The organism is Pradoshia sp. Z5_111 (assembly GCF_058267535.1).
This window is the reverse complement of the sequence record NZ_JBZCPQ010000004.1, coordinates 70,379-89,444: the sequence shown is the minus strand read 5'-3', so window position 1 is coordinate 89,444 and position 19,066 is coordinate 70,379. Positions and strand designations below refer to the sequence as shown.

Annotated in this window: 13 protein-coding genes, 1 pseudogene and 1 riboswitch; of the genes and pseudogenes, 11 read left to right on the top strand and 3 right to left on the bottom strand. The window is 36.3% G+C overall.

The genetic code is table 11. The features are described from left to right. Window positions 1–214 precede the first annotated feature (214 nt). Complete coding sequence (locus tag AC4D4A_RS09945; protein WP_490995763.1) at window positions 215–1,990, top strand: ABC transporter ATP-binding protein; 1,776 nt, start codon at window positions 215–217, stop codon at window positions 1,988–1,990. Between the two features lie 176 nt (window positions 1,991–2,166). Here the strand turns inward: AC4D4A_RS09945 and AC4D4A_RS09940 are convergent, their stop codons facing one another. Then, complete coding sequence (locus AC4D4A_RS09940) at window positions 2,167–2,922, bottom strand: DeoR/GlpR family DNA-binding transcription regulator (RefSeq protein ID WP_490995762.1); 756 nt, start codon at window positions 2,920–2,922, stop codon at window positions 2,167–2,169. 158 nt (window positions 2,923–3,080) lie between these two features. On the opposite strand from AC4D4A_RS09940, the gene AC4D4A_RS09935 reads away from it, so the two are divergent. From AC4D4A_RS09935 to AC4D4A_RS09905, 7 genes are all read left to right on the top strand, one after another. Continuing rightward, a complete protein-coding gene (locus tag AC4D4A_RS09935) occupies window positions 3,081–3,788 on the top strand; it encodes a class II aldolase/adducin family protein (RefSeq protein ID WP_490995761.1) in 708 nt (235 codons plus the stop codon). A 28-nt stretch (window positions 3,789–3,816) separates the two neighbouring features. Continuing rightward, the gene (locus AC4D4A_RS09930) at window positions 3,817–5,301 is read left to right on the top strand and encodes a rhamnulokinase (RefSeq protein WP_490995760.1); all 1,485 of its coding nucleotides are present in this window, start codon (window positions 3,817–3,819) and stop codon (window positions 5,299–5,301) included. A gap of 1 nt (window position 5,302) precedes the next feature. After that, window positions 5,303–5,728 (top strand): L-fucose mutarotase, encoded by a 426-nt coding sequence (gene fucU, locus AC4D4A_RS09925; RefSeq protein WP_490995759.1) that lies wholly within the window; start codon window positions 5,303–5,305, stop codon window positions 5,726–5,728. A gap of 18 nt (window positions 5,729–5,746) precedes the next feature. After that, window positions 5,747–7,252, top strand: a complete 1,506-nt coding sequence (locus AC4D4A_RS09920) for a sugar ABC transporter ATP-binding protein (protein WP_490995758.1) — start codon at window positions 5,747–5,749, stop codon at window positions 7,250–7,252. Then, window positions 7,253–8,242 carry an ABC transporter permease gene (locus AC4D4A_RS09915; protein ID WP_490995757.1) on the top strand — a complete coding sequence of 330 codons (990 nt, stop codon included), beginning with the start codon at window positions 7,253–7,255 and terminating at the stop codon, window positions 8,240–8,242. A 20-nt stretch (window positions 8,243–8,262) separates the two neighbouring features. Continuing rightward, window positions 8,263–9,363, top strand: coding sequence for an ABC transporter substrate-binding protein (locus tag AC4D4A_RS09910; RefSeq protein ID WP_490995756.1), 1,101 nt, complete (start codon window positions 8,263–8,265; stop codon window positions 9,361–9,363). Window positions 9,364–9,483: 120 nt separating this feature from the next. Continuing rightward, window positions 9,484–11,250 (top strand): L-fucose isomerase, encoded by a 1,767-nt coding sequence (locus AC4D4A_RS09905; protein ID WP_490995755.1) that lies wholly within the window; start codon window positions 9,484–9,486, stop codon window positions 11,248–11,250. Between the two features lie 264 nt (window positions 11,251–11,514). Here AC4D4A_RS09905 and AC4D4A_RS09900 read toward each other — a convergent pair whose 3' ends face one another. Continuing rightward, on the bottom strand, window positions 11,515–12,741 hold the full coding sequence (locus AC4D4A_RS09900) for an aminopeptidase (protein WP_490995754.1): 1,227 nt from the start codon (window positions 12,739–12,741) through the stop codon (window positions 11,515–11,517). A 128-nt stretch (window positions 12,742–12,869) separates the two neighbouring features. Beyond that, the gene (locus AC4D4A_RS09895; RefSeq protein WP_490995753.1) at window positions 12,870–14,171 is read right to left on the bottom strand and encodes an NCS2 family permease; all 1,302 of its coding nucleotides are present in this window, start codon (window positions 14,169–14,171) and stop codon (window positions 12,870–12,872) included. A 417-nt stretch (window positions 14,172–14,588) separates the two neighbouring features. After that, window positions 14,589–14,715: riboswitch (cyclic di-AMP (ydaO/yuaA leader) on the top strand. Between the two features lie 127 nt (window positions 14,716–14,842). Here AC4D4A_RS09895 and AC4D4A_RS09890 point away from each other — a divergent pair. The 3 genes and pseudogenes from AC4D4A_RS09890 (at window position 14,843) to AC4D4A_RS09880 (ending at window position 19,010) form a co-directional block, all read left to right on the top strand. Continuing rightward, a pseudogene (locus tag AC4D4A_RS09890) lies at window positions 14,843–16,624 on the top strand (APC family permease). A gap of 258 nt (window positions 16,625–16,882) precedes the next feature. Then, window positions 16,883–17,539 carry a response regulator transcription factor gene (locus AC4D4A_RS09885; protein WP_490995752.1) on the top strand — a complete coding sequence of 219 codons (657 nt, stop codon included), beginning with the start codon at window positions 16,883–16,885 and terminating at the stop codon, window positions 17,537–17,539. Beyond that, window positions 17,532–19,010 (top strand): sensor histidine kinase, encoded by a 1,479-nt coding sequence (locus AC4D4A_RS09880; RefSeq protein ID WP_490995751.1) that lies wholly within the window; start codon window positions 17,532–17,534, stop codon window positions 19,008–19,010. The genes AC4D4A_RS09885 and AC4D4A_RS09880 overlap by 8 nt, the downstream gene beginning before the upstream one ends. The last annotated feature ends 56 nt before the right edge of the window (window positions 19,011–19,066 follow it).

The following is a 19,066-nucleotide window of genomic DNA, read 5'->3' as shown; positions in this document are numbered from 1 at the left end:
GCTATACAGTTTCGGAAAGTGTAAAATATGACAGTTTATATACGATGGTTTTGTAGGTCCCTTAAAAAAAGAAATAGGACTTGAAAAAATGTATAATGTATAAAACATATTAAATTCAGTTTAAAATCCCAATGTTTTACATAATTAGGATTGTCTTTATATCAGTTCTTCGGTAACGTTAATATAGAAGCTAAACTCAGGAGGAAGAAAGTTTATGAATGAAAGAAAACAGAAGGGGAGTTATAAACGCTTTTTTCGGTTATTGCATGCAACTAACCCTTCATATGGAAGACTTGGTTTTGCACTCGGTCTGAGTATTATTACTACCCTTATTGGGTTGCTCATTCCATTGTTAACAAAGGAATTGGTAGATGGCTTCAGTATGTCTTCTTTATCTAAAAGTCAGATTCTTATAATTGTATTGGTGTTTATTGCTCAAGCTGGTTTAAGTGCATACGCGACCTATGCACTTGGATATAATGGTCAAAAAATCATTGCAGGCTTGCGGGATTTATTATGGAAAAAGTTGATTAAGCTGCCTGTTTCGTACTCTGACAAATATGGTTCAGGTGAAATGATTAGCAGGTTAACAAATGACACGATGGTCGTCAAAGAATTAATAACTACCCATTTAGTTGGGGCTATTACTGGAATGATTTCAGTTATTGGGTCTATAACGATATTATTTATCATGAACTGGAAATTAACCCTGTTAATATTTATTGTATTCCCAATAGCAGCCATGATTTTAATACCAATTGGCCGAATAATGCTTAATATCTCGAAGGAGACCCAAGCTGAAACTGGTAGATTTACAGGAGTATTAAATCAGGTCCTACCTGAAATCCGCTTAGTCAAGGCATCCAATGCAGAAGAAATTGAATATAATAGGGGAATGTCAGGTGTAAAACGGTTGTTCGCTCTCGGTTTAAAAGAAGCGAAGACCCAGTCTCTTGTTTCACCAATTATCACATTAGTGCTAATGGCTGCTCTAGTAGGAATTATCGGGTATGGCGGTATGCAGGTAGCAAGCGGAATAATTACAGCAGGTTCGCTTGTAGCTTTTATTCTTTATATTTTTCAAATTATTATGCCTATGGGACAAATCACGACATTTTTCACTCAATTGCAGCGTTCGATGGGGGCAACCATGAGAATAATTGAAATCCTGAATGAAAAAGAAGAGGATTTACTCAGAGGGAAAGAACTAGTAAAAGCAAATGTCGATATCGTTATCGATGATTTATCATTTGGATATGCAGAGGAGTCTTTGATTCTTCGTCATTTAAATGCAACGATTGAAGCGGGAAAAGTAACAGCGATTGTTGGACCAAGCGGTGGCGGGAAAACGACTCTGTTTAAATTGCTTGAACGCTTTTACGAACCAAGTGAGGGATCAATCAGGATAGGGGGAATTCCTATCGGTGAATACAATTTGCAATCGTGGCGGAAGCATATTGGGTATGTATCTCAAGAAAGCCCGCTTTTGGCAGGTACGATCCAGGATAATATATGTTATGGTCTGGAAAGGGAAGTCACCTCCATTGAACTGGAGCAAGCAGCTAAAATGGCTCATGCACTTGAATTCATTCAGCAGCTTCCAGAAGGATTCCAAACGGATGTAGGGGAGAGGGGATTGAAGCTGTCAGGAGGACAGCGCCAACGAATTGCGATAGCAAGAGCGTTATTGAGAAATCCAAGTATTCTAATGCTAGACGAGGCCACATCAAGTTTAGACAGCCAGTCTGAACAAATCGTACAGGCTGCATTAAATAAACTAATGGTAGGGAGGACGACAATCGTTATTGCCCATCGATTATCAACTGTCGTCAATGCCGACCAGTTGTTATTTATTGAAAAGGGTGAAATTACAGGCAAAGGCACACATGAAGAATTAATGAAAACTCATGAACTCTACCATAAATTTGCAACACAGCAATTAAAAATTAATGAGAATTTAAAAGAGAAGGCAGTGACCCCGGAAAGTTAGATTGCAACTCTAACTTTCTTCTGGGGAAGTATATCTTTCTGAAAACTATAAAAAATCTTATTAAAGTAAATGTTTACCTAAGAAAGAAAATCCATTGAGTAGGTAAAGAATCTTTTTCATCAAGAGCATTCTTTTAAATAGAAATGGTTAAATAGCTTAAAGACATTAGGTAACTACTACCAGATAATCTCGCTTCCTGCAGAATTAACAATTTGAATGATATCTTCTGACGGTTTTTCATTAGTTATGATCGTATGTATCTGAGTAAAATCAGCAAGTTTGAAGAACCCATCTTGGTCAAATTTACTGCTGTCACATAATAAAACAGTCATATCAGAGTTCTTCATCATATGTCTTTTGACTAAAGGTTGGTGATGATTTACTTCAAAAATCCCATTTTTATTGAGTGAACGACAAGAGATAAAGCAAATATCCGCTTTGAAATTGTTTAAAAACTCTTTTGAAAATTCCCCTACGATGGCAGAAGAACCCTGTTTAATTTCTCCCCCAGTTAAAAAGGCATCAATACTCGTAAGCAAACTTAGTTCCATAGATGTTTTGATTCCATTCGTTAAGACAGTTAGATTTTTATATTCCTCTAGGAGTGGGCAAAGGTTAATCACGGTACTACTCGCATCAAGAAAAATAGTTTGTCCATTTGAAATAAAATCTCTTGCCAACTTGCTAATGTATTTTTTTTCGTTCAGGTTCTTTGTTTCTCTATAAAGATAGGAAAACTCAACTTTTGATCTAGGGATAAGGGAAACTTCGCCGTGGCGCCGTTCTATTAAACCTTGTTTCTCCATTTCGATTAAATCTCTTCGTATCGTGGCTGGACTACAATAAAGCTCTTCACATATATAGGATGTTGGTACATTTTTTCTCTTATCTAGAATTTCTAATATTGATTCTATCCTTTCACGAACTGGCAATACTTCATCCCCCTTTTTGACGAATTTTGAACATATTTGATTAAAACTTTACACTGGAAGCGCTTTATTTTCAACTTCCTATTCAAATATACAAAATATTAATGAAAAAATATACAATAAAACCATCAAGATTTCAAAACAATACAGGGGGAACAAACATGAACGAGGAGATAATTATGGACGAACAATCAATAAGAGAACAAATTTGTGATGTTTGTTATAAAACATGGCAATTAGGCTGGGTTGCTGCTAATGATGGTAATGTCACAGTGAAGATAGCTGAGGATGTCTATCTGGCAACCCCTACTCAAATAAGCAAAAGTTTTATGACTCCAGATAAAATTGTGAAAATCAATGGTAAAGGCGAATTAATTGAACCAAACGGAAACTATCGCCCTTCCAGTGAAATTAAGATGCATATGCGTTGTTACCAGGAACGCGAAGATATCGGTGCTGTTGTTCATGCACATCCACCAACTGCCACTGGTTTTGCTTTAGCGAAAGTTCACATGGATAATTATTCGTTAGTTGAACCTTCTTTAGTAGTTGGGTCGGTTCCAATTACCCCTTATGGAACACCTTCTACTGACGAAGTTCCAGAAGCGATTACACCATATTTATCTGACCATGATGTGTTGCTTCTTGAAAATCACGGTGCACTAACTGTAGGCGCAGATTTAATCACTGCCTACTATCGTATGGAATCTTTAGAACTATGGGCGAAAACGAGTTTGGTAGCGAGAATATTGAACGGTGGACCTGAACCAGAAATTGAACGAGGGAAGCTAGATCAATTAATGAACCTGCGATCTGATTATTATAAATTTACAGGCAAACATCCAGGATATAAAAAATATAACGATTAAACAAAACTTGGAAGCTAGGTGAATGATTATGGAGAAACACGTTCTAGCTTTTGACTTTGGAGCTTCGAGTGGGAGAGCGATATTAGGGTCAATAGTAGACAATAAACTATCTTTACTAGAAATTCACCGGTTCGAAAACAAGCCGATATATAAAAATGAAACACTTCATTGGGATATCTATACGTTATTCTCTGAAATGAAAAAATCGCTTCAGTTGGCTTTTGATAAAGAACTAGTAAGTAGTATCGGCATTGATACATGGGGTGTTGATTTCGCTATTTTTGACCCTACAGGTCTCTTGATTAGTGGCCCGGTTCATTATAGAGATAAGCGCACTGACGGTATGGTTGAGGAAGCATTGAAATTTTGTACAAATAAAGAGCTTTATGAGTTGACCGGTAATCAAATTATGAATATCAATACAATTTTTCAACTTGTCTTCCTGAAGAAGTATCATGATGTGTTAAGTGAAAATAATACCTTGTTGTTAATGCCTGACTTGTTCAATTATCTACTGACAGGTGAAATGAAGTCTGAAGAAACCATTGCCTCTACCACTCAGCTTTTTGATCCATATGAAAAGAACTGGAATGAACAATTAATGAGAAAGCTAGGTTTTCCAACGAAAATGTTCACAGAAGTGATCAAACCTGGAACGGAAGTTGGAAAAGTATCAAAATTATTAATGGAAGAATTATCGATTCCTGAAACACCTGTTATGGCGGTTTGCTCCCATGATACAGCAAGTGCAGTCGTTAGTGTACCGGCAAAAGAAGATTTCCTATTTATTTCTTGCGGCACTTGGGCATTAGTAGGGACAGAATTACCAGAGCCAATCATTAATGAAAAGTCAGAAAAGTACAACCTTACAAATGAAAGCGGTTTCGGTGGTACGACGAGATTTTTGAAAAATATAACTGGACTATGGCTTATCCAGGAAACTAAACGGCAATTTGAAAGAGAAGGAAGATACTATTCTTATAGTGATATTATCAAGATTGCCGAAGAGGCACCTCCATTTAAGTGCTTTATCGACACAGATTTTAATGACTTTCAAATTCCTGGAGACATTCCTTCTCGAATTCGAAAATATGCGCGAGTTACAAAGCAGACTGTGCCGCAAACAGATGGTGAATTGATTCGCTGCATCTATGAAAGTTTAGCGCTTAAATTCAGATTGGTATTCAATGAAATTGAAGAATGTGTGGGAAAGGAATACGAAACGGTTCATATTGTGGGTGGTGGTTCTCAAGCGTCTATCCTCTGTCAAATGGTTGCAGATGCTGCTCAATTAAAAGTGATTGCTGGGCCTGTTGAGGCAACAGCAATCGGGAACTGTATCGTGCAATTGATTGCCCAAAACGAAATCAAGGATTTGAATCAAGGAAGAGAGTTGGTCCAATCCTCATTTGAGGTTCTAACCTATGAGCCTACGGACGCAAAAATATGGGAAAAACAATATGCTCGATATATAAAAGTGATGAAAGATATTAAACAAGTGAGGAGTTTTTAACATGTTAAAAAAGATACCTCCGATTTTATCACCAGACTTAGTAAAAATTTTAATGGAAATGGGGCATGGCGATGAAATTGTCATAGCAGATGGCAACTTCCCAGGAGCTTCCCATGCAAGAAATTTGGTTAGATGTGAAGGGTTAAACGTTCCCGAGCTATTAGAAGCCATCTTAGAATTATTTCCATTGGATACATATTCAGAAAATTCCGTATCACTAATGAAGGTTGTAGATGGTGATCCGTATCAACCAGAAATATGGGATACGTATAAAAAGATTTTAGGAGCATCAAAGGAAGAGAATACAAGTATCGAGCACATCGAACGCTTTGCTTTTTACGAAAGAAGTAAGCAAGCTTATGCCATTGTCTCAACGAGTGAAAACTCTTTATATGCAAATGTTATTTTGAAAAAGGGAGTAGTTTGATGACAGGAGGTGGAATACGTGAATGATTTAATTTTATCAATGACCAATGTATCTAAAGCTTTTGGACCGGTACATGCCTTGAAGAATGCAAACTTAGAATTAAGAAAAGGTGAAGTTCATGCTTTAATGGGTGAAAATGGCGCTGGAAAATCAACATTAATGAAAGTGCTGACAGGAATCTATGCGAAAGATTCTGGAAACATTGTTTTTGACGGTAAAGAAGTTGAATTTACAAGTCCAAAAGAGTCACAGGAAGCTGGAATATCAATCGTCCATCAAGAGTTAAATATGATGAACCATTTAACAGTGGCTCAAAATATTTTTATTGGCCGTGAAAGCATGAAAATGAAGTTTTTCACGAATGATGCCGACATTAACAGCAGAGCTAAAGAGTATTTTAAGCTTTTAAATCTGGATGTAAATCCAAAGGAAGTGGTCGGGAATTTAACAGTCGGAAAGCAGCAAATGGTTGAAATCATTAAGGCAATATCTATGAATGCAAAAGTTGTCGTGTTTGATGAACCGACTACAGCTCTTACAAGAAAGGAAACGGAAGAGCTATTTAAAATTATTGAGGATTTAAAGAGTAAGGGAATTGCAATCGTTTATATAACGCACCGAATGGAAGAAATCTTTAAAATTACTGATAAAGTAACAGTGATGCGTGATGGTGAATACGTTGGTCAATTAGAAACGAAAAAGACTACAAAGGACGAAATCATCAGTATGATGGTTGGCCGTGTCATTTATGAAGATCCAAAACAAGAATCGAATGTAAATCCAGATGCCGAAGTTGTATTATCTGTAAAGAATCTTTCCGTAGGAAGGGCTGTAAAAGGTGTTAGCTTTGAGTTGCGAAGAGGGGAAATATTAGGTTTTGCAGGATTAATGGGTGCAGGTCGAACCGAAGTGGCCAGATTGATTTTTGGTGCTGATAAGAAAGATAGTGGAGAGATTTATATTAAAGGGAAACAGACTAATATTAACAGTCCAAAAGATGCAGTTACAAATGGAATCGGTTACTTGTCTGAAGACCGTAAGCAGTATGGGATTCTTTTAGATATGGATATTTCAAATAATACAATAATGCCATCATTAGATAACTATATTAAAAATGGCATTATTGAGGATAAACGGATTGATGAGGTAAGTAATCGCTATATAAATGATTTAAAAACAAAAACTCCTTCAACAAAGCAGATTTTACGTAACCTGTCTGGCGGGAATCAGCAAAAAGTAGTCATTGCTAAATGGTTAGCTAGAGACTGTGATATTTTGATCTTTGATGAACCCACAAAGGGGATAGATGTTGGGGCTAAAAGTGAGATATACAGTCTAATGAATGAGTTAACAAAAAAAGGGAAGTCGATTATAATGATCTCCTCTGACATGACGGAAGTGTTGCGTATGAGTGACCGTATCGCTGTAATGTGTGAAGGGAGAAAAACAGGAGAACTATCAATTGAGGAATCAACTCAAGAAAAAATATTACACTATGCAACCTTAAGAAATGAGGGAGAATAAGTGAGTAATAAGATAGAAAAAGCGAATTCTAGTAGTATCTTATTGAGAATCACGAAGGATCAAAAGTTCATTGCTACCATAGCATTGGTTGTCATCTATTTATTCTTTTTTGTATCAAGTCCAGCGTTTAGCTCTACTGACACGTTAACTAGTATATTTGACGCATCTTATTATATTGGCTTCCTAGCTATTGGTGTTACGTTTGTTATTATCACCGGTGGAATTGATCTTTCAATTGGAACTGTAATGATGTGCGCCGCAATCATAGGAGGTGTTTTATATACGGATTTAGGACTACCTTTATGGCTTGCTTTAATTTGTATTATCGCTGTTGGTGCATTATTTGGATTGTTAAACGGTGTATTGGTTGCCCGCTTTAAGTTACCTGCGTTTATTGCAACGTTAGGTACGATGATGGTCGCTAGAGGTTTAGGATCTATTGTTTCGAATGTTCAAAGTATAACTTTCCCATTAAGAGGTTCAGAAGATGGTTGGTATAAGAGTATTTTTCGCTTGGAAAATAACTTTCCTATGGGAATCATTGTGCTTCTTATCTTTACCATCATAGCAGCGATTATCCTAAATAAAACAAAAATTGGTCGCTATATCTTTGCAATTGGAAGTAATCGAGAGGCAACTAGATTATCAGGTGTTAATGTAAACAAATGGGAAACCATTGCTTATGTAATTAGTGGGATTTGTGCTGGAGTGGCTGGCATCGCTTACGCGGCTACATATACAACTATTCTTCCAGGTGAGGGTGCTGGGTTCGAATTGGATGCTATTGCGGGCGTTGTTATAGGTGGTACGTCCCTTTCTGGTGGAGTAGGAACCATCTTTGGAACAATCATCGGTGTATTCATCATGAGTGTTCTAAAAGTCGGTTTACCATACATCGATTTACAGCCACACTATCAATTATTTATTACAGGTATCGTTGTGATCATTGCAGTTTACTTCGATGTGCGCCGCAGAAATAAACGAGGTTAATAGAGAGGGAGGTTATATTAATGATAAAAGTCAAGAATAAAATGGGACTGGTTTTATTATCATCAATTGTTTCATTAGGTTTACTTACAGCTTGTGGAAGTGAAGAGTCTAGTGGATCAGGCAAAGCTTCTGATGGGAAAATGAAAATTGAGGTTGTAGCAAAGGGGTTTCAACACGACTTCTGGAGAGCTGTAAAAACAGGTGCTGAAAAGGCAGCTGAAGAAAATGGTGCAGAGATTCAGTTCGTTGGGCCAAAGAACGAGTCCGCAATTGCAGAGCAAGTAGAAATGATTAATAACGCAATTAACAAAAAACCATCAGCAATCGCATTAGCTGCACTTGATACAAATGCATCTCTAGATGCAATTCAAAAGGCAATGAACAACAAGATTCCAATTATTGGGTTTGACTCTGGTGTTCCTGATGCGCCGGAGGGAGCTGTATTAGCAAATGCTTCAACAGATAATTATGCTGCAGGTGAGCTTGCCGCAGAAGGAATGTACAAAGGTATTGAAGAGAAGGTAGCTTCAGCAAATGGAGATGTCGTACGTATTGGTGTTGTTGCCCAAGAAGTAAATTCAATGTCAATCACCGCTCGTACGGAAGGCTTTATCGACAAAATGGTTGAGTTAGTAGAAGGTGTTGTTGGTGAAGGTAAAGTGGCAGTTTCAGGACATACAAAGCTTAAAAATGATGTAAAAGTCAGTGGTGCACCTGTTGTGATAGAAACAAGAGTACCAGCACAATTAACAGATGCAGCTGGTCAAACAGAAGCGCAAACTTTGCTTGAAAAATCAGACTTAATTGGTATTTATGGCTCAAATGAATTTGCTGCAAAAGCGATTGTTAATGCAGATAATGCTATTTCTGGTGGGAAAATTGGTCCAGATAAAGTCATCGCTGTAGGATTTGACTCCGGTTCTCTTCAATTAGATGCTGTAAAAAAAGAACGTTTTTATGGCTCTGTGACTCAAGATCCAATCTCAATTGGTTATCAAGCAGTTAAACTTTCGATTGCAGCAGCAAAAGGTGAAGAAGTTGCAGATGTTGATACTGGAGCTAAATGGTACGATTCTTCAAACATAGATTCTGAGGAAATAGCTCCGTTATTATACGAATAAAATTTCTACTGGTCCATTAGATTACTAGATTGTTTGGCAGACATTCGCTTTTTGGGACTGCAGCTGCCAAGCAATCATTAAAAAGACGATTAAAAAGTGTGGTATAGGAGGAATACAATAATGAATAGATTACCCAAAATTGGAATTAGACCAACGATTGATGGTAGAAGGAATGGTGTTAGGGAATCACTTGAAGAGCAAACAATGCTTATGGCAAGAAAAGTAGCAGAATTATTAGAATCAACATTGTATTATCCTAATGGAGAAAAGGTTCGCTGTGTGATTGCTGATTCGACAATTGGCGGCGTGAAAGAAGCATCTGATTGTAAAGAGAAATTTAGTTCAGAGAATGTTGGTTTAACCATTACTGTTACTCCATGCTGGTGCTACGGAACAGAAACAATGGATTTAGATGCCCACATGCCTCACGCTGTTTGGGGATTTAATGGAACAGAGCGTCCCGGTGCTGTATATCTTGCAGCTGTACTATCAGCTTACGCTCAAAAGGGTGTTCCTGCTTTTGGTATATATGGACATGATGTTCAAGATTCAGGTACAGATGAGATTCCAGAAGATATTGTGGAAAAATTGCTTCAGTTTACAAAGGCAGGACTTTCTGTTGCATTGATAAAAAATCAAGCATATCTTTCGATGGGTAGCGTATCAATGGGAATTGCGAGTTCAATTGTGAAAGATGACTTCTTCCAAGAATATCTTGGCATGAGAAATGAATATATTGATATGTCTGAATTCACTCGTCGCTTGGAAGAAGAAATATACGATAAAGAAGAGTACGGAAAAGCATTAAAATGGATAAAAGAGAATATAAGAGAAGGATTTGATAAAAATCCTGATCATTTGAAATTTACTGATGAAAAACGTGCAAGTGATTGGGAAACGGTTGTCAAAATGACGTTAATTGGCCGTGACTTAATGGTCGGTAACAGAAAATTAGCGGAAATGGGTTATGTAGAAGAAGCAGATGGTCATAACGCGATTTTATCCGGTTTCCAAGGGCAACGCCAATGGACGGATCATTTCCCGAACGGAGATTTCATGGAAACGATTTTAAATAGCTCATTCGATTGGAATGGCAGACGCGCTCCATATATAATGGCAACCGAAAATGATAGCTTAAATGGAGTAGCTATGCTATTTAACTATCTATTAACCAATACAGCACAAATATTTGCCGATGTTCGTACGTATTGGAGTCCAGATGCAGTGAAACGTGTAACAGGCTATACGTTGGAAGGAATGGGGGAAAATGGTCTAATCCATTTGAAAAACTCTGGATCCGCAGCATTAGACGGTACAGGACAACAAAGAAAAGATGGTAAACCAGTAATAAAACCATACTGGGAAATCACGGATGAAGAAGTGGACAAGATGATTGAAAATACCCTATTCTGTCCAGCAGATCGTCAGTATTTCCGTGGAGGCGGCTTCTCGACAAACTTCATTACAAAGGCAGACATGCCGTTAACAATGTCTCGAATCAATTATGTTAAAGGATTGGGGCCAGTTTTACAAATCGCTGAAGGCTATTCTATAGAATTACCCGAAGAAGTCCATAAAACTTTAGATATGCGAACAGATCCAACTTGGCCAAATACATGGTTTGTGCCCAATATTACAGGTGAGGGTGCATTCACGGATGTATATGAAGTAATGAATAACTGGGGATCAAACCACGGAGCGATTTCTTACGGACATATAGGTGCGGATTTGATTACCTTAGCTTCAATGCTACGTATTCCAGTCAATATGCATAACGTTGAAGAATCTCGGATATTCCGTCCTCGTGTATGGGGATTATTTGGAACACAAAATCAAGAGTCAGCTGATTTTCGTGCTTGCTCGAACTTTGGACCCTTATATAAGTAATGTAATGAAAGCTCTCAAATAAATGTACATTTATTTGAGAGCTTTCTATATGTGTTGACACAAGCTATTGGGTTAAATGGAGGGGAAAATATACAATTGTAATTGATTTTTAAACACAATTAATATTCACCAAAAATAACCACGTGTATATAAAATGAATAAACATGTGGCTGAAGATATAGATGAAAAGTGTCAAAGTAAATATAGTCAGTCCTATTACAGCTCTTCGATTCATCCATTAAATATAACCAATTCAACCCTTAATCAAAACGCCCAATTCCCATTACGGAATATGGCTTCACTTGTACCATCAGGCAATTCTCCATCAATATCCATATCAGCTGAGCCAATCATGAAGTCCTCATGCACTTGGCTGATATTTACCCCGTACTTATGCAATTGTTCGACATTCATTTCTTCTCCACCTTCGAGGCAGAATGGATATCCAGCTCCAATGGCGAGGTGGTTAGAAGCATTTTCATCAAATAACGTATTATAGAATAAGATATTAGATTCAGATATTGGTGAATGGTGAGGTACCAGTGCAACTTCACCTAAGTATTTAGCTCCTTCATCAACATTGATGAGATGATTTAAAATATCATTTCCTTTTTTCGCCTCGGCATTTACGATTTTTCCATCTTCAAACGTTAACGTAAATTCATCAATAACATTGCCGCCATAAGCTAACGGTTTTGTGCTTGAAACCGTGCCATTTACTCCATTTTTCAAGGGAATCGTAAATACTTCTTCAGTAGGCATATTGGCTATGAATTCTTTGCCGGTCGAGTCTTTAGCTCCTGCTGCACACCATTTATGTTTCTCGGAAAGTTCAATTCTTAAATCCGTACCGGGTGCTTTATAGTGTATGTATTTATATTTTTTGTTATTTAAATAATCAGCTTTACTGATTAATGTATCTAGATGATCCTCCCATGCTTGAATAACATCTTCCTGATCAACACGGACTGAAGAAAAGATGGCATCCCAAAGTAAATCTAAGCTGTTTTCTTGTCCGGGGAATATTTTTTTGGACCAACCCTCACCTGCAGCAGCAACGACTGTCCAGCTGATCTTATTGGACTGCATTGCTTCGCGTAAATTATTGAGAGCCTTACCTGTAGCCTTTTGAAAATTAGCGATCCGATTTGAAGCGATCCCATTCAGTAAATCCGGATCTTGAGAGACAACCGTTATAAAAGTTGCGCCTCTTTCAACCATTTCGTTTCTGGAGGCAGCCATCCATGAAGGAAATTCAGTAAATGCCTCGTCAGGTGCCAGCAAATATTTCGTTCGGTTAATTTCTTCATCACTCCATTCCACAAAAACCTGCTTTGCACCTGCTTCATAGGCTTTTTTAACAAGTTTACGTGTAAATGGTGCAGTTTCAATAGTGGATATGATGAATACAATTTGGTCCTTTTGTACATTAGCGGCTTTCTTAACAGTCAAGTCAGCATAACGATCTAATTTTTCTTCAAAATTATTCATGGATTAATCCTCCCCATACAATATTATTTACTATAAAAGTATATCATCTAGATATCAGAAAATATCAATAATTTATCGGGGGTAAAAATATAGAGCTGGATTTATAAAGAAATCCAGCTCTATATTTTTTAATGTCCTCCTAAGAAGACTAATTGAATAAGGAATAGTACTCCAAAGATGTAAACGAGAGGTGGAACTTCTTTACCTTTGCCACCTGCTAATTTTAAGATTGGATAAATAATAAATCCAAACGCAATACCAGTAGAGATACTTGATGTTAATGGCATTGCAAGGATGATAACAAATGCTGTAAATGCTTCATCAAATTTTGACCATGTAATCTTTGCTAAACCTTCCATCATAAAGCAACCAACGATGATTAAAACAGGAGCAGTTATAGCTGACAAGTTAGATATAGCTGCGATAAATGGTGAAAAGAACAATGCAACAACAAACAATAGAGCTACAACAACGGATGTCAAACCTGTGCGTCCGCCTGCAGCAACACCTGCTGTTGATTCCACATAAGCAGTTGTCGGGCTTGTACCAAAAGCGGCACCAACTGTAGTAGCGATAGAATCACCCAGGAAAGCCTGTTTAGCTCGAGGGAACTTGCCGTCTTTTAACAATCCAGCCTGGTCGGACACAGCCACCATTGTACCTGTTGTATCAAAGATAGTTACAAGTAAAAATGAAAACACAACTGAGTATAAACCGTTAGTGAAGACACCTGCAAGATCTAAATCAAAGAATGCCATTCCTTCTGGTAATGAAGGAAGAAATTCTTTGGCAGTGATATCTAACATACCAGTAAAATAGCCAATGATGGCTGTAATAATCATCCCGATGAACAGGGCACCTGGAACTTTTCTAACCATCAGGATAAGTGTGATGAATAGGCCTGCAATTGTTAATAAAGGAACTGGAGCAGTTAAATCACCTAAACCAACAAGATTGCTTTCATTGGCAATAAAGATTTGTGATTGCCTGAAACCAAGAAATGCTATGAATAAACCAATACCAGAAGTAATTCCATATTTAATCGAAAGTGGGATGGAATTAATGATCTTTTCTCTTAAATCAGTAAAACTTAATAAAATAAATAAGAGACCAGCTATAAATACTGCGCCCAGGACAACCTGATAGCTAAGACCTTGTGTGGCAACTACACTCGTAAAGTAAGCGTTTATTCCCATACCTGGCGCAACAGCGATTGGATATTTTGCATATAATCCCATAATTAACGTACCAATTACTGCCGAGATAATGGTAGCAATAAATACCTGATTAAAGGGAATTCCTGAAGCGGAAAGGATTGCCGGGTTAACTATTACAATGTACACCATCGTAAAGAAAGTAGTTATACCTGCTAAAACTTCCGTTTTAACAGTAGAGCCGTTTTGGCTTATAGAGAAAAATTTGTCTAACAATTCGTATACCTCCATCTATTCACCTTGAAAAAGCGAACGTTTTTGACGACATTTAATATAATATTCGTTTTTCGGTCATTTTTCAACCACAAATTAATAATTATATTATTTATTTGCGATAACTACTTATAATATGAGGATTAAAGAGGGGATTTATCCTAGTTAAGAGGTTGATATTTAAATTCTTATCATACTAAAACGGATTGTTAGTATTAGGAATCATTTTGAATTTCATATCAACCTTATAAGGCTTGATTTGCTTGTGGGATTTTTTCCTTTATGTATAGGTTGAAAGCAGAGTAGACTGTGACCAAAAACAAAAAGAAATTTATGTGAATAAATTAATAATTATATAAAAATTAACGGATGAAAATATTTACATTTCTCATATCGGGAGTATTATTATCACAGTTTCTAATTTCTAAATCGCTTAAGCATTATTGCGCGGGGGACCCATTGTTTCTGGGGTGAATCCTTTATGGTAGGGCTACTCAGAAGGCCCGAATCCGACAGCTAACCTCGTCAGCGTTTTATGAGAAGGAAGGTGGAACTTGTGAGACGAAACTAATATAACGTCTGCAGATCTATTTATCGATGACTTGCAGGCGTTTTTTGTTGATTAAGACGTTAATAAGCACACATTCATACTTTATTAAAAGCGGGTGAACAGAGTGGTTTCATCATTTAAACGTATACTCATTGGTCGTCCATTAAAGTCAGCGGATGCTGGAGAACAAAAGCTTCATAAAAGAAAAGCGTTGGCCATATTGTCATCCGATGCTTTATCATCGGTCGCATATGGACCTGAACAAATCTTAATTGTTTTAGTTACTCTCGGAGCGGCTGCCTTTTGGTATTCCATCCCGATTGCTGTTGGAGTATTACTGCTTTTAACCATCTTGATTTCTTCCTATAGACAAATTATCTTTGCTTATCCAAATGGTGGAGGGGCTTATCTCGTTTCAAAAAATAACCTGGGTGTGAATTTTGGGTTGATAGCAGGTGGTTCCTTACTTGTGGATTATATATTAACCGTAGCAGTAAGTGTCTCGGCTGGTTCTGATGCGATTACGTCAGCAATTCCTGTATTGCATTCATATAAAGTTGAAATAGCTATGTTATTTGTTGTGTTAATAACGATTTTGAATTTAAGGGGGATTACTGAATCTGCCAGTATATTAGCTTATCCAGTATATCTATTTGTCTTTTCGTTATTTCTTTTAATTGGATCCGGAATAGTTAAAATCATAACTGGGCAAGTCCCCGCCGATTTACATACATCAATTGGAACACCAGTGGCTGGCATAAGCTTTTTTCTATTGTTAAAAGCATTCACATCAGGAAGTTCAGCATTGACTGGTGTGGAAGCCATATCGAATGTAATCCCGAATTTTAAAGATCCTGCCCCCCTTAATGCATCCAAAACATTGGTTAGTATGGGATGCTTACTTGGCGCCTTATTTTCTGGAATTGTTTTTCTAGCCTTTTATTATGGTATATCGCCAAGGCATGAAGTGACTGTCGTATTTTTTGCAGGGTACAACAGCACTTATTTTGATTTTGGCAGCTAACACAGGTTATACGGCTTTTCCTTTATTGGCTGTTAATTTGGCTAAGGATAAATACATTCCGAGAATGTTTACGGTACGAGGTGACCGTTTGGGTTATTCGAATGGAATTATCATTTTAGGATTACTTTCAATTGTATTAATTCTAGTTTTTCATGGGGAAACAGAACAGCTCATTCCTTTATATGCGGTAGGGGTATTTATTCCGTTTACGCTCTCACAATCCGGAATGACAATTAAATGGTTTCGTGAACGACCAAAAGGGTGGATGAAGAAACTGGCTATTAACGCAAGTGGTGCGTTTATTAGTTTTATTGTAACGATGATTTTCTTTTTCACGAAATTTTCACAAGTTTGGTCTATTCTAGTATTCTTACCGATTATCATTTTTGTTTTTCATAAAATTCATAATCATTATGAAGGTGTAGGAGAACAATTACGTATTTCTGCAGAAGTTAAGAATATTCCTATAGAAGGAAATATAATCATTGTACCGGTAGCAGGGATTACAAGAGTGGTTGAAAATACACTAAATTATGCAAAATCTTTATCAGCCCAACAAATCATTGCTGTTTATGTATCCTTTGATCGGGAAGAAGAAAAGAAGTTTGTACAAAAATGGAAGGCATGGCAACCGGATATTCGTTTGGTTAGTTTCCATTCGCAATATCGAAGCTTAATTCAGCCACTTACTAAATTTGTCGATATAGTAGAGCATAAAGCGAGTGATCCAATTATCAGGTTACTGTTATGATACCTCAGTTTATTCCGAAAAAAGGATGGCACAATATCCTTCATAACCAATCAAGCTTATTGATACGTGCTTTTTTGCTTTATAAACGCAATGTAGTTATAACTACTGTACCTTATCATTTAATAAAGTGAGTTTCTTGTAATACATTTAATGGAGCTTTACTATAGTGTTGTTAACAAGCCCATAGTCTGATAAGCGCTTTATGTGTTTAAAAAGATCAATTTATAAAGAGTGGTTTCTGCTATTAAAGAAATCACTCTTTTTGCTTTGACCATTACCTGAATTAAGAATGACAATTTCATGTATAAAAATACAAGTAAGTATTTACCTAGAAAAATTATGGTGATATAATTTCAATGATATTTTTTAAGAGGGTGATTCCCATTAGAATGTTAATTTTAGAAGATGAGCCTGTTGCGAGAAAAGTACTAAGGAAAAGGCTTGAATTACAGGGATATACAGTAGATGATTTTGACGATCCAGAGGATGCAATTATAGCTTGTGACAAAGTGAAATACGATTTATTAATTTTTGATATTACCATTCATGGTGCAATTATTGATGGGTTGGAAGCTGCTTCTATCATAAGGAAAAAACATAATATTCCCTTTGTCCTAGTAACCGGAGCTGATTCGTCAGATGCAAGATTGCGAGGATTACAGGAAGGAGCTCTTTTATATTTTACAAAGCCTTTCAGCTACAAAGAACTTGTCCTTAATATAAAGAATATTATGGAAAGTACAGCAGTAAAAAATAATTCGTATTATATACATAGAGGATTAAAAATTGAGCCTCTTCGTGGGACGATTACAAAAGAAGATGGCAGTGTAGAGACGCTATCAAAAATTCCAATGCAGGTGTATACATATTTATTAGAACATAAAAATCAAGTTATCAGTAAACAAGAATTATGGGAAAAAATTTGGACTGAGCATGGGGATATGAGTGATGACATTATTAATACAACGATAAATCGGATTAGGCGAAAGATAGGTAAGAATAGTATTAATACGATTAAAAATGTTGGATATGAAATCAATGATTAATAATTGGCTAACCATTAAGCGTTTTACCATTTTGTCAAATATTCTTTTGTTCTTAATATTTACATCCATAGTAATACTGCAAAATATTAATCGGGTAAGCGATTCTGCAAAACAACGGATTAATGAAGTATTGCCGAACTTCTATTTAGTTGAAACTCATTTAGCTGAATACGGTTTACAGGAAGATTTTTTGAATGATAAGTTCGGTAAGCTAGCTGGTGCGTATGAGTATATGATGATTTTGGATAATGACTCAAGTTATCAAAATATTGCCTATAACCAAACAACAAAGAATATCAATATTTATGAAGGAAAAGATAAAAAATATTTACCAATTATTAAGTGGTTATTAAATCAAAATCAAGATGAGTTTTTTGTAAAAGATGGGTTGAGTGATAAAAAAATAAAGGTTGAACTTTATGAGGTTAACGGGTCTGTAATAGCGGAAATTGAGCATGCCATTCAAACGGAAGCATTCAATGGTCAGTTATATACGAAGATAAATCTCTCAGCTCTGCTTATTGAAGATTTTAAGGAAATACTCATTACGAATGCTTATTTATATTTAATCATATTCATCTTTTTCTATTTATTCCAAGCTTTATTATTTGAAACTATCTTTAAACCTTTATCAAAGATGACCAATCATTACAAGCTGAAAAACAAGTTTAATATTACACCTCATTTTATGAATGACTTTATGTTAAGAGAGATGAAAGAGTTAAACGATGTTACGAATCGTAGTGTTGAAAAAATGCTGGCTGTAACAGACGAGACACACGCTTTCTTGGAAGAGATTGTCCATGAGGTTCGTAATCCTGCACATAATATTAAGAATACCATTGAATATTTGGAGGACCTGATTGATAACGAAACTCATCCTGAGATTAAAGAAGGATTGTTTCATATTAAAAACGAATCTAGTAATATAGATTCGTTATTAACAGGTATTAAATTATCGCATGAACTTTATTATTTAGGAGGAAATCCTCCCGATAGCTGGATAGAACCAAAAGATTGTATTGAACCATTAATGGCTGCCTATATGAGGAATTACCCCTCCTATACATTTATTTTAAACGATAACATAAGTACAACTGCTAAAATATGGATAGATGAGTATTCATTTGAATTAGTCCTACAGAATTTATTGAATAATGCTGTGAAATATTCAACAAGTGGATCAACCATTTTTGTGGGAATTAGAGAGAACAAGCTTGATAATACGATTAATATTGATGTAACTAACACTGGCTCAACTATACTTTATTCCAATATTAATAAGATTTTTGATAAGTATGTGCGCCTAAGTAAAGCTAAGAAGATTACGTCAGGATCAGGTATTGGATTATGGATTGTTAAAAGGGTCTCTGAAATTTATGATATAAATATTGATGTAAGTAGTACAGATCAATCAGCAACCTTTTCGCTGAAGTTCAGGCATATTAAACAGGGAAATATAGAAGAATAGCGCAGGGAAGAGTGGGGCATCAATTTTATGCATGCCTCACTCTTTTTTACATTACA

What these genes read in the sequence shown, in the direction of transcription:
- AC4D4A_RS09945 (WP_490995763.1), top strand. Translation starts at nt 215, where the DNA reads ATGAATGAAAGAAAACAGAAGGGGAGTTATAAACGCTTTTTTCGGTTA.
- AC4D4A_RS09935 (WP_490995761.1), top strand. Translation starts at nt 3,081, where the DNA reads ATGAACGAGGAGATAATTATGGACGAACAATCAATAAGAGAACAAATT.
- AC4D4A_RS09910 (WP_490995756.1), top strand. Translation starts at nt 8,263, where the DNA reads ATGATAAAAGTCAAGAATAAAATGGGACTGGTTTTATTATCATCAATT.
- AC4D4A_RS09880 (WP_490995751.1), top strand. Translation starts at nt 17,532, where the DNA reads ATGATTAATAATTGGCTAACCATTAAGCGTTTTACCATTTTGTCAAAT.
- AC4D4A_RS09900 (WP_490995754.1), bottom strand. Translation starts at nt 12,741, where the DNA reads ATGAATAATTTTGAAGAAAAATTAGATCGTTATGCTGACTTGACTGTT.
- AC4D4A_RS09885 (WP_490995752.1), top strand. Translation starts at nt 16,883, where the DNA reads ATGTTAATTTTAGAAGATGAGCCTGTTGCGAGAAAAGTACTAAGGAAA.
- fucU (WP_490995759.1), top strand. Translation starts at nt 5,303, where the DNA reads ATGTTAAAAAAGATACCTCCGATTTTATCACCAGACTTAGTAAAAATT.
- AC4D4A_RS09905 (WP_490995755.1), top strand. Translation starts at nt 9,484, where the DNA reads ATGAATAGATTACCCAAAATTGGAATTAGACCAACGATTGATGGTAGA.
- AC4D4A_RS09930 (WP_490995760.1), top strand. Translation starts at nt 3,817, where the DNA reads ATGGAGAAACACGTTCTAGCTTTTGACTTTGGAGCTTCGAGTGGGAGA.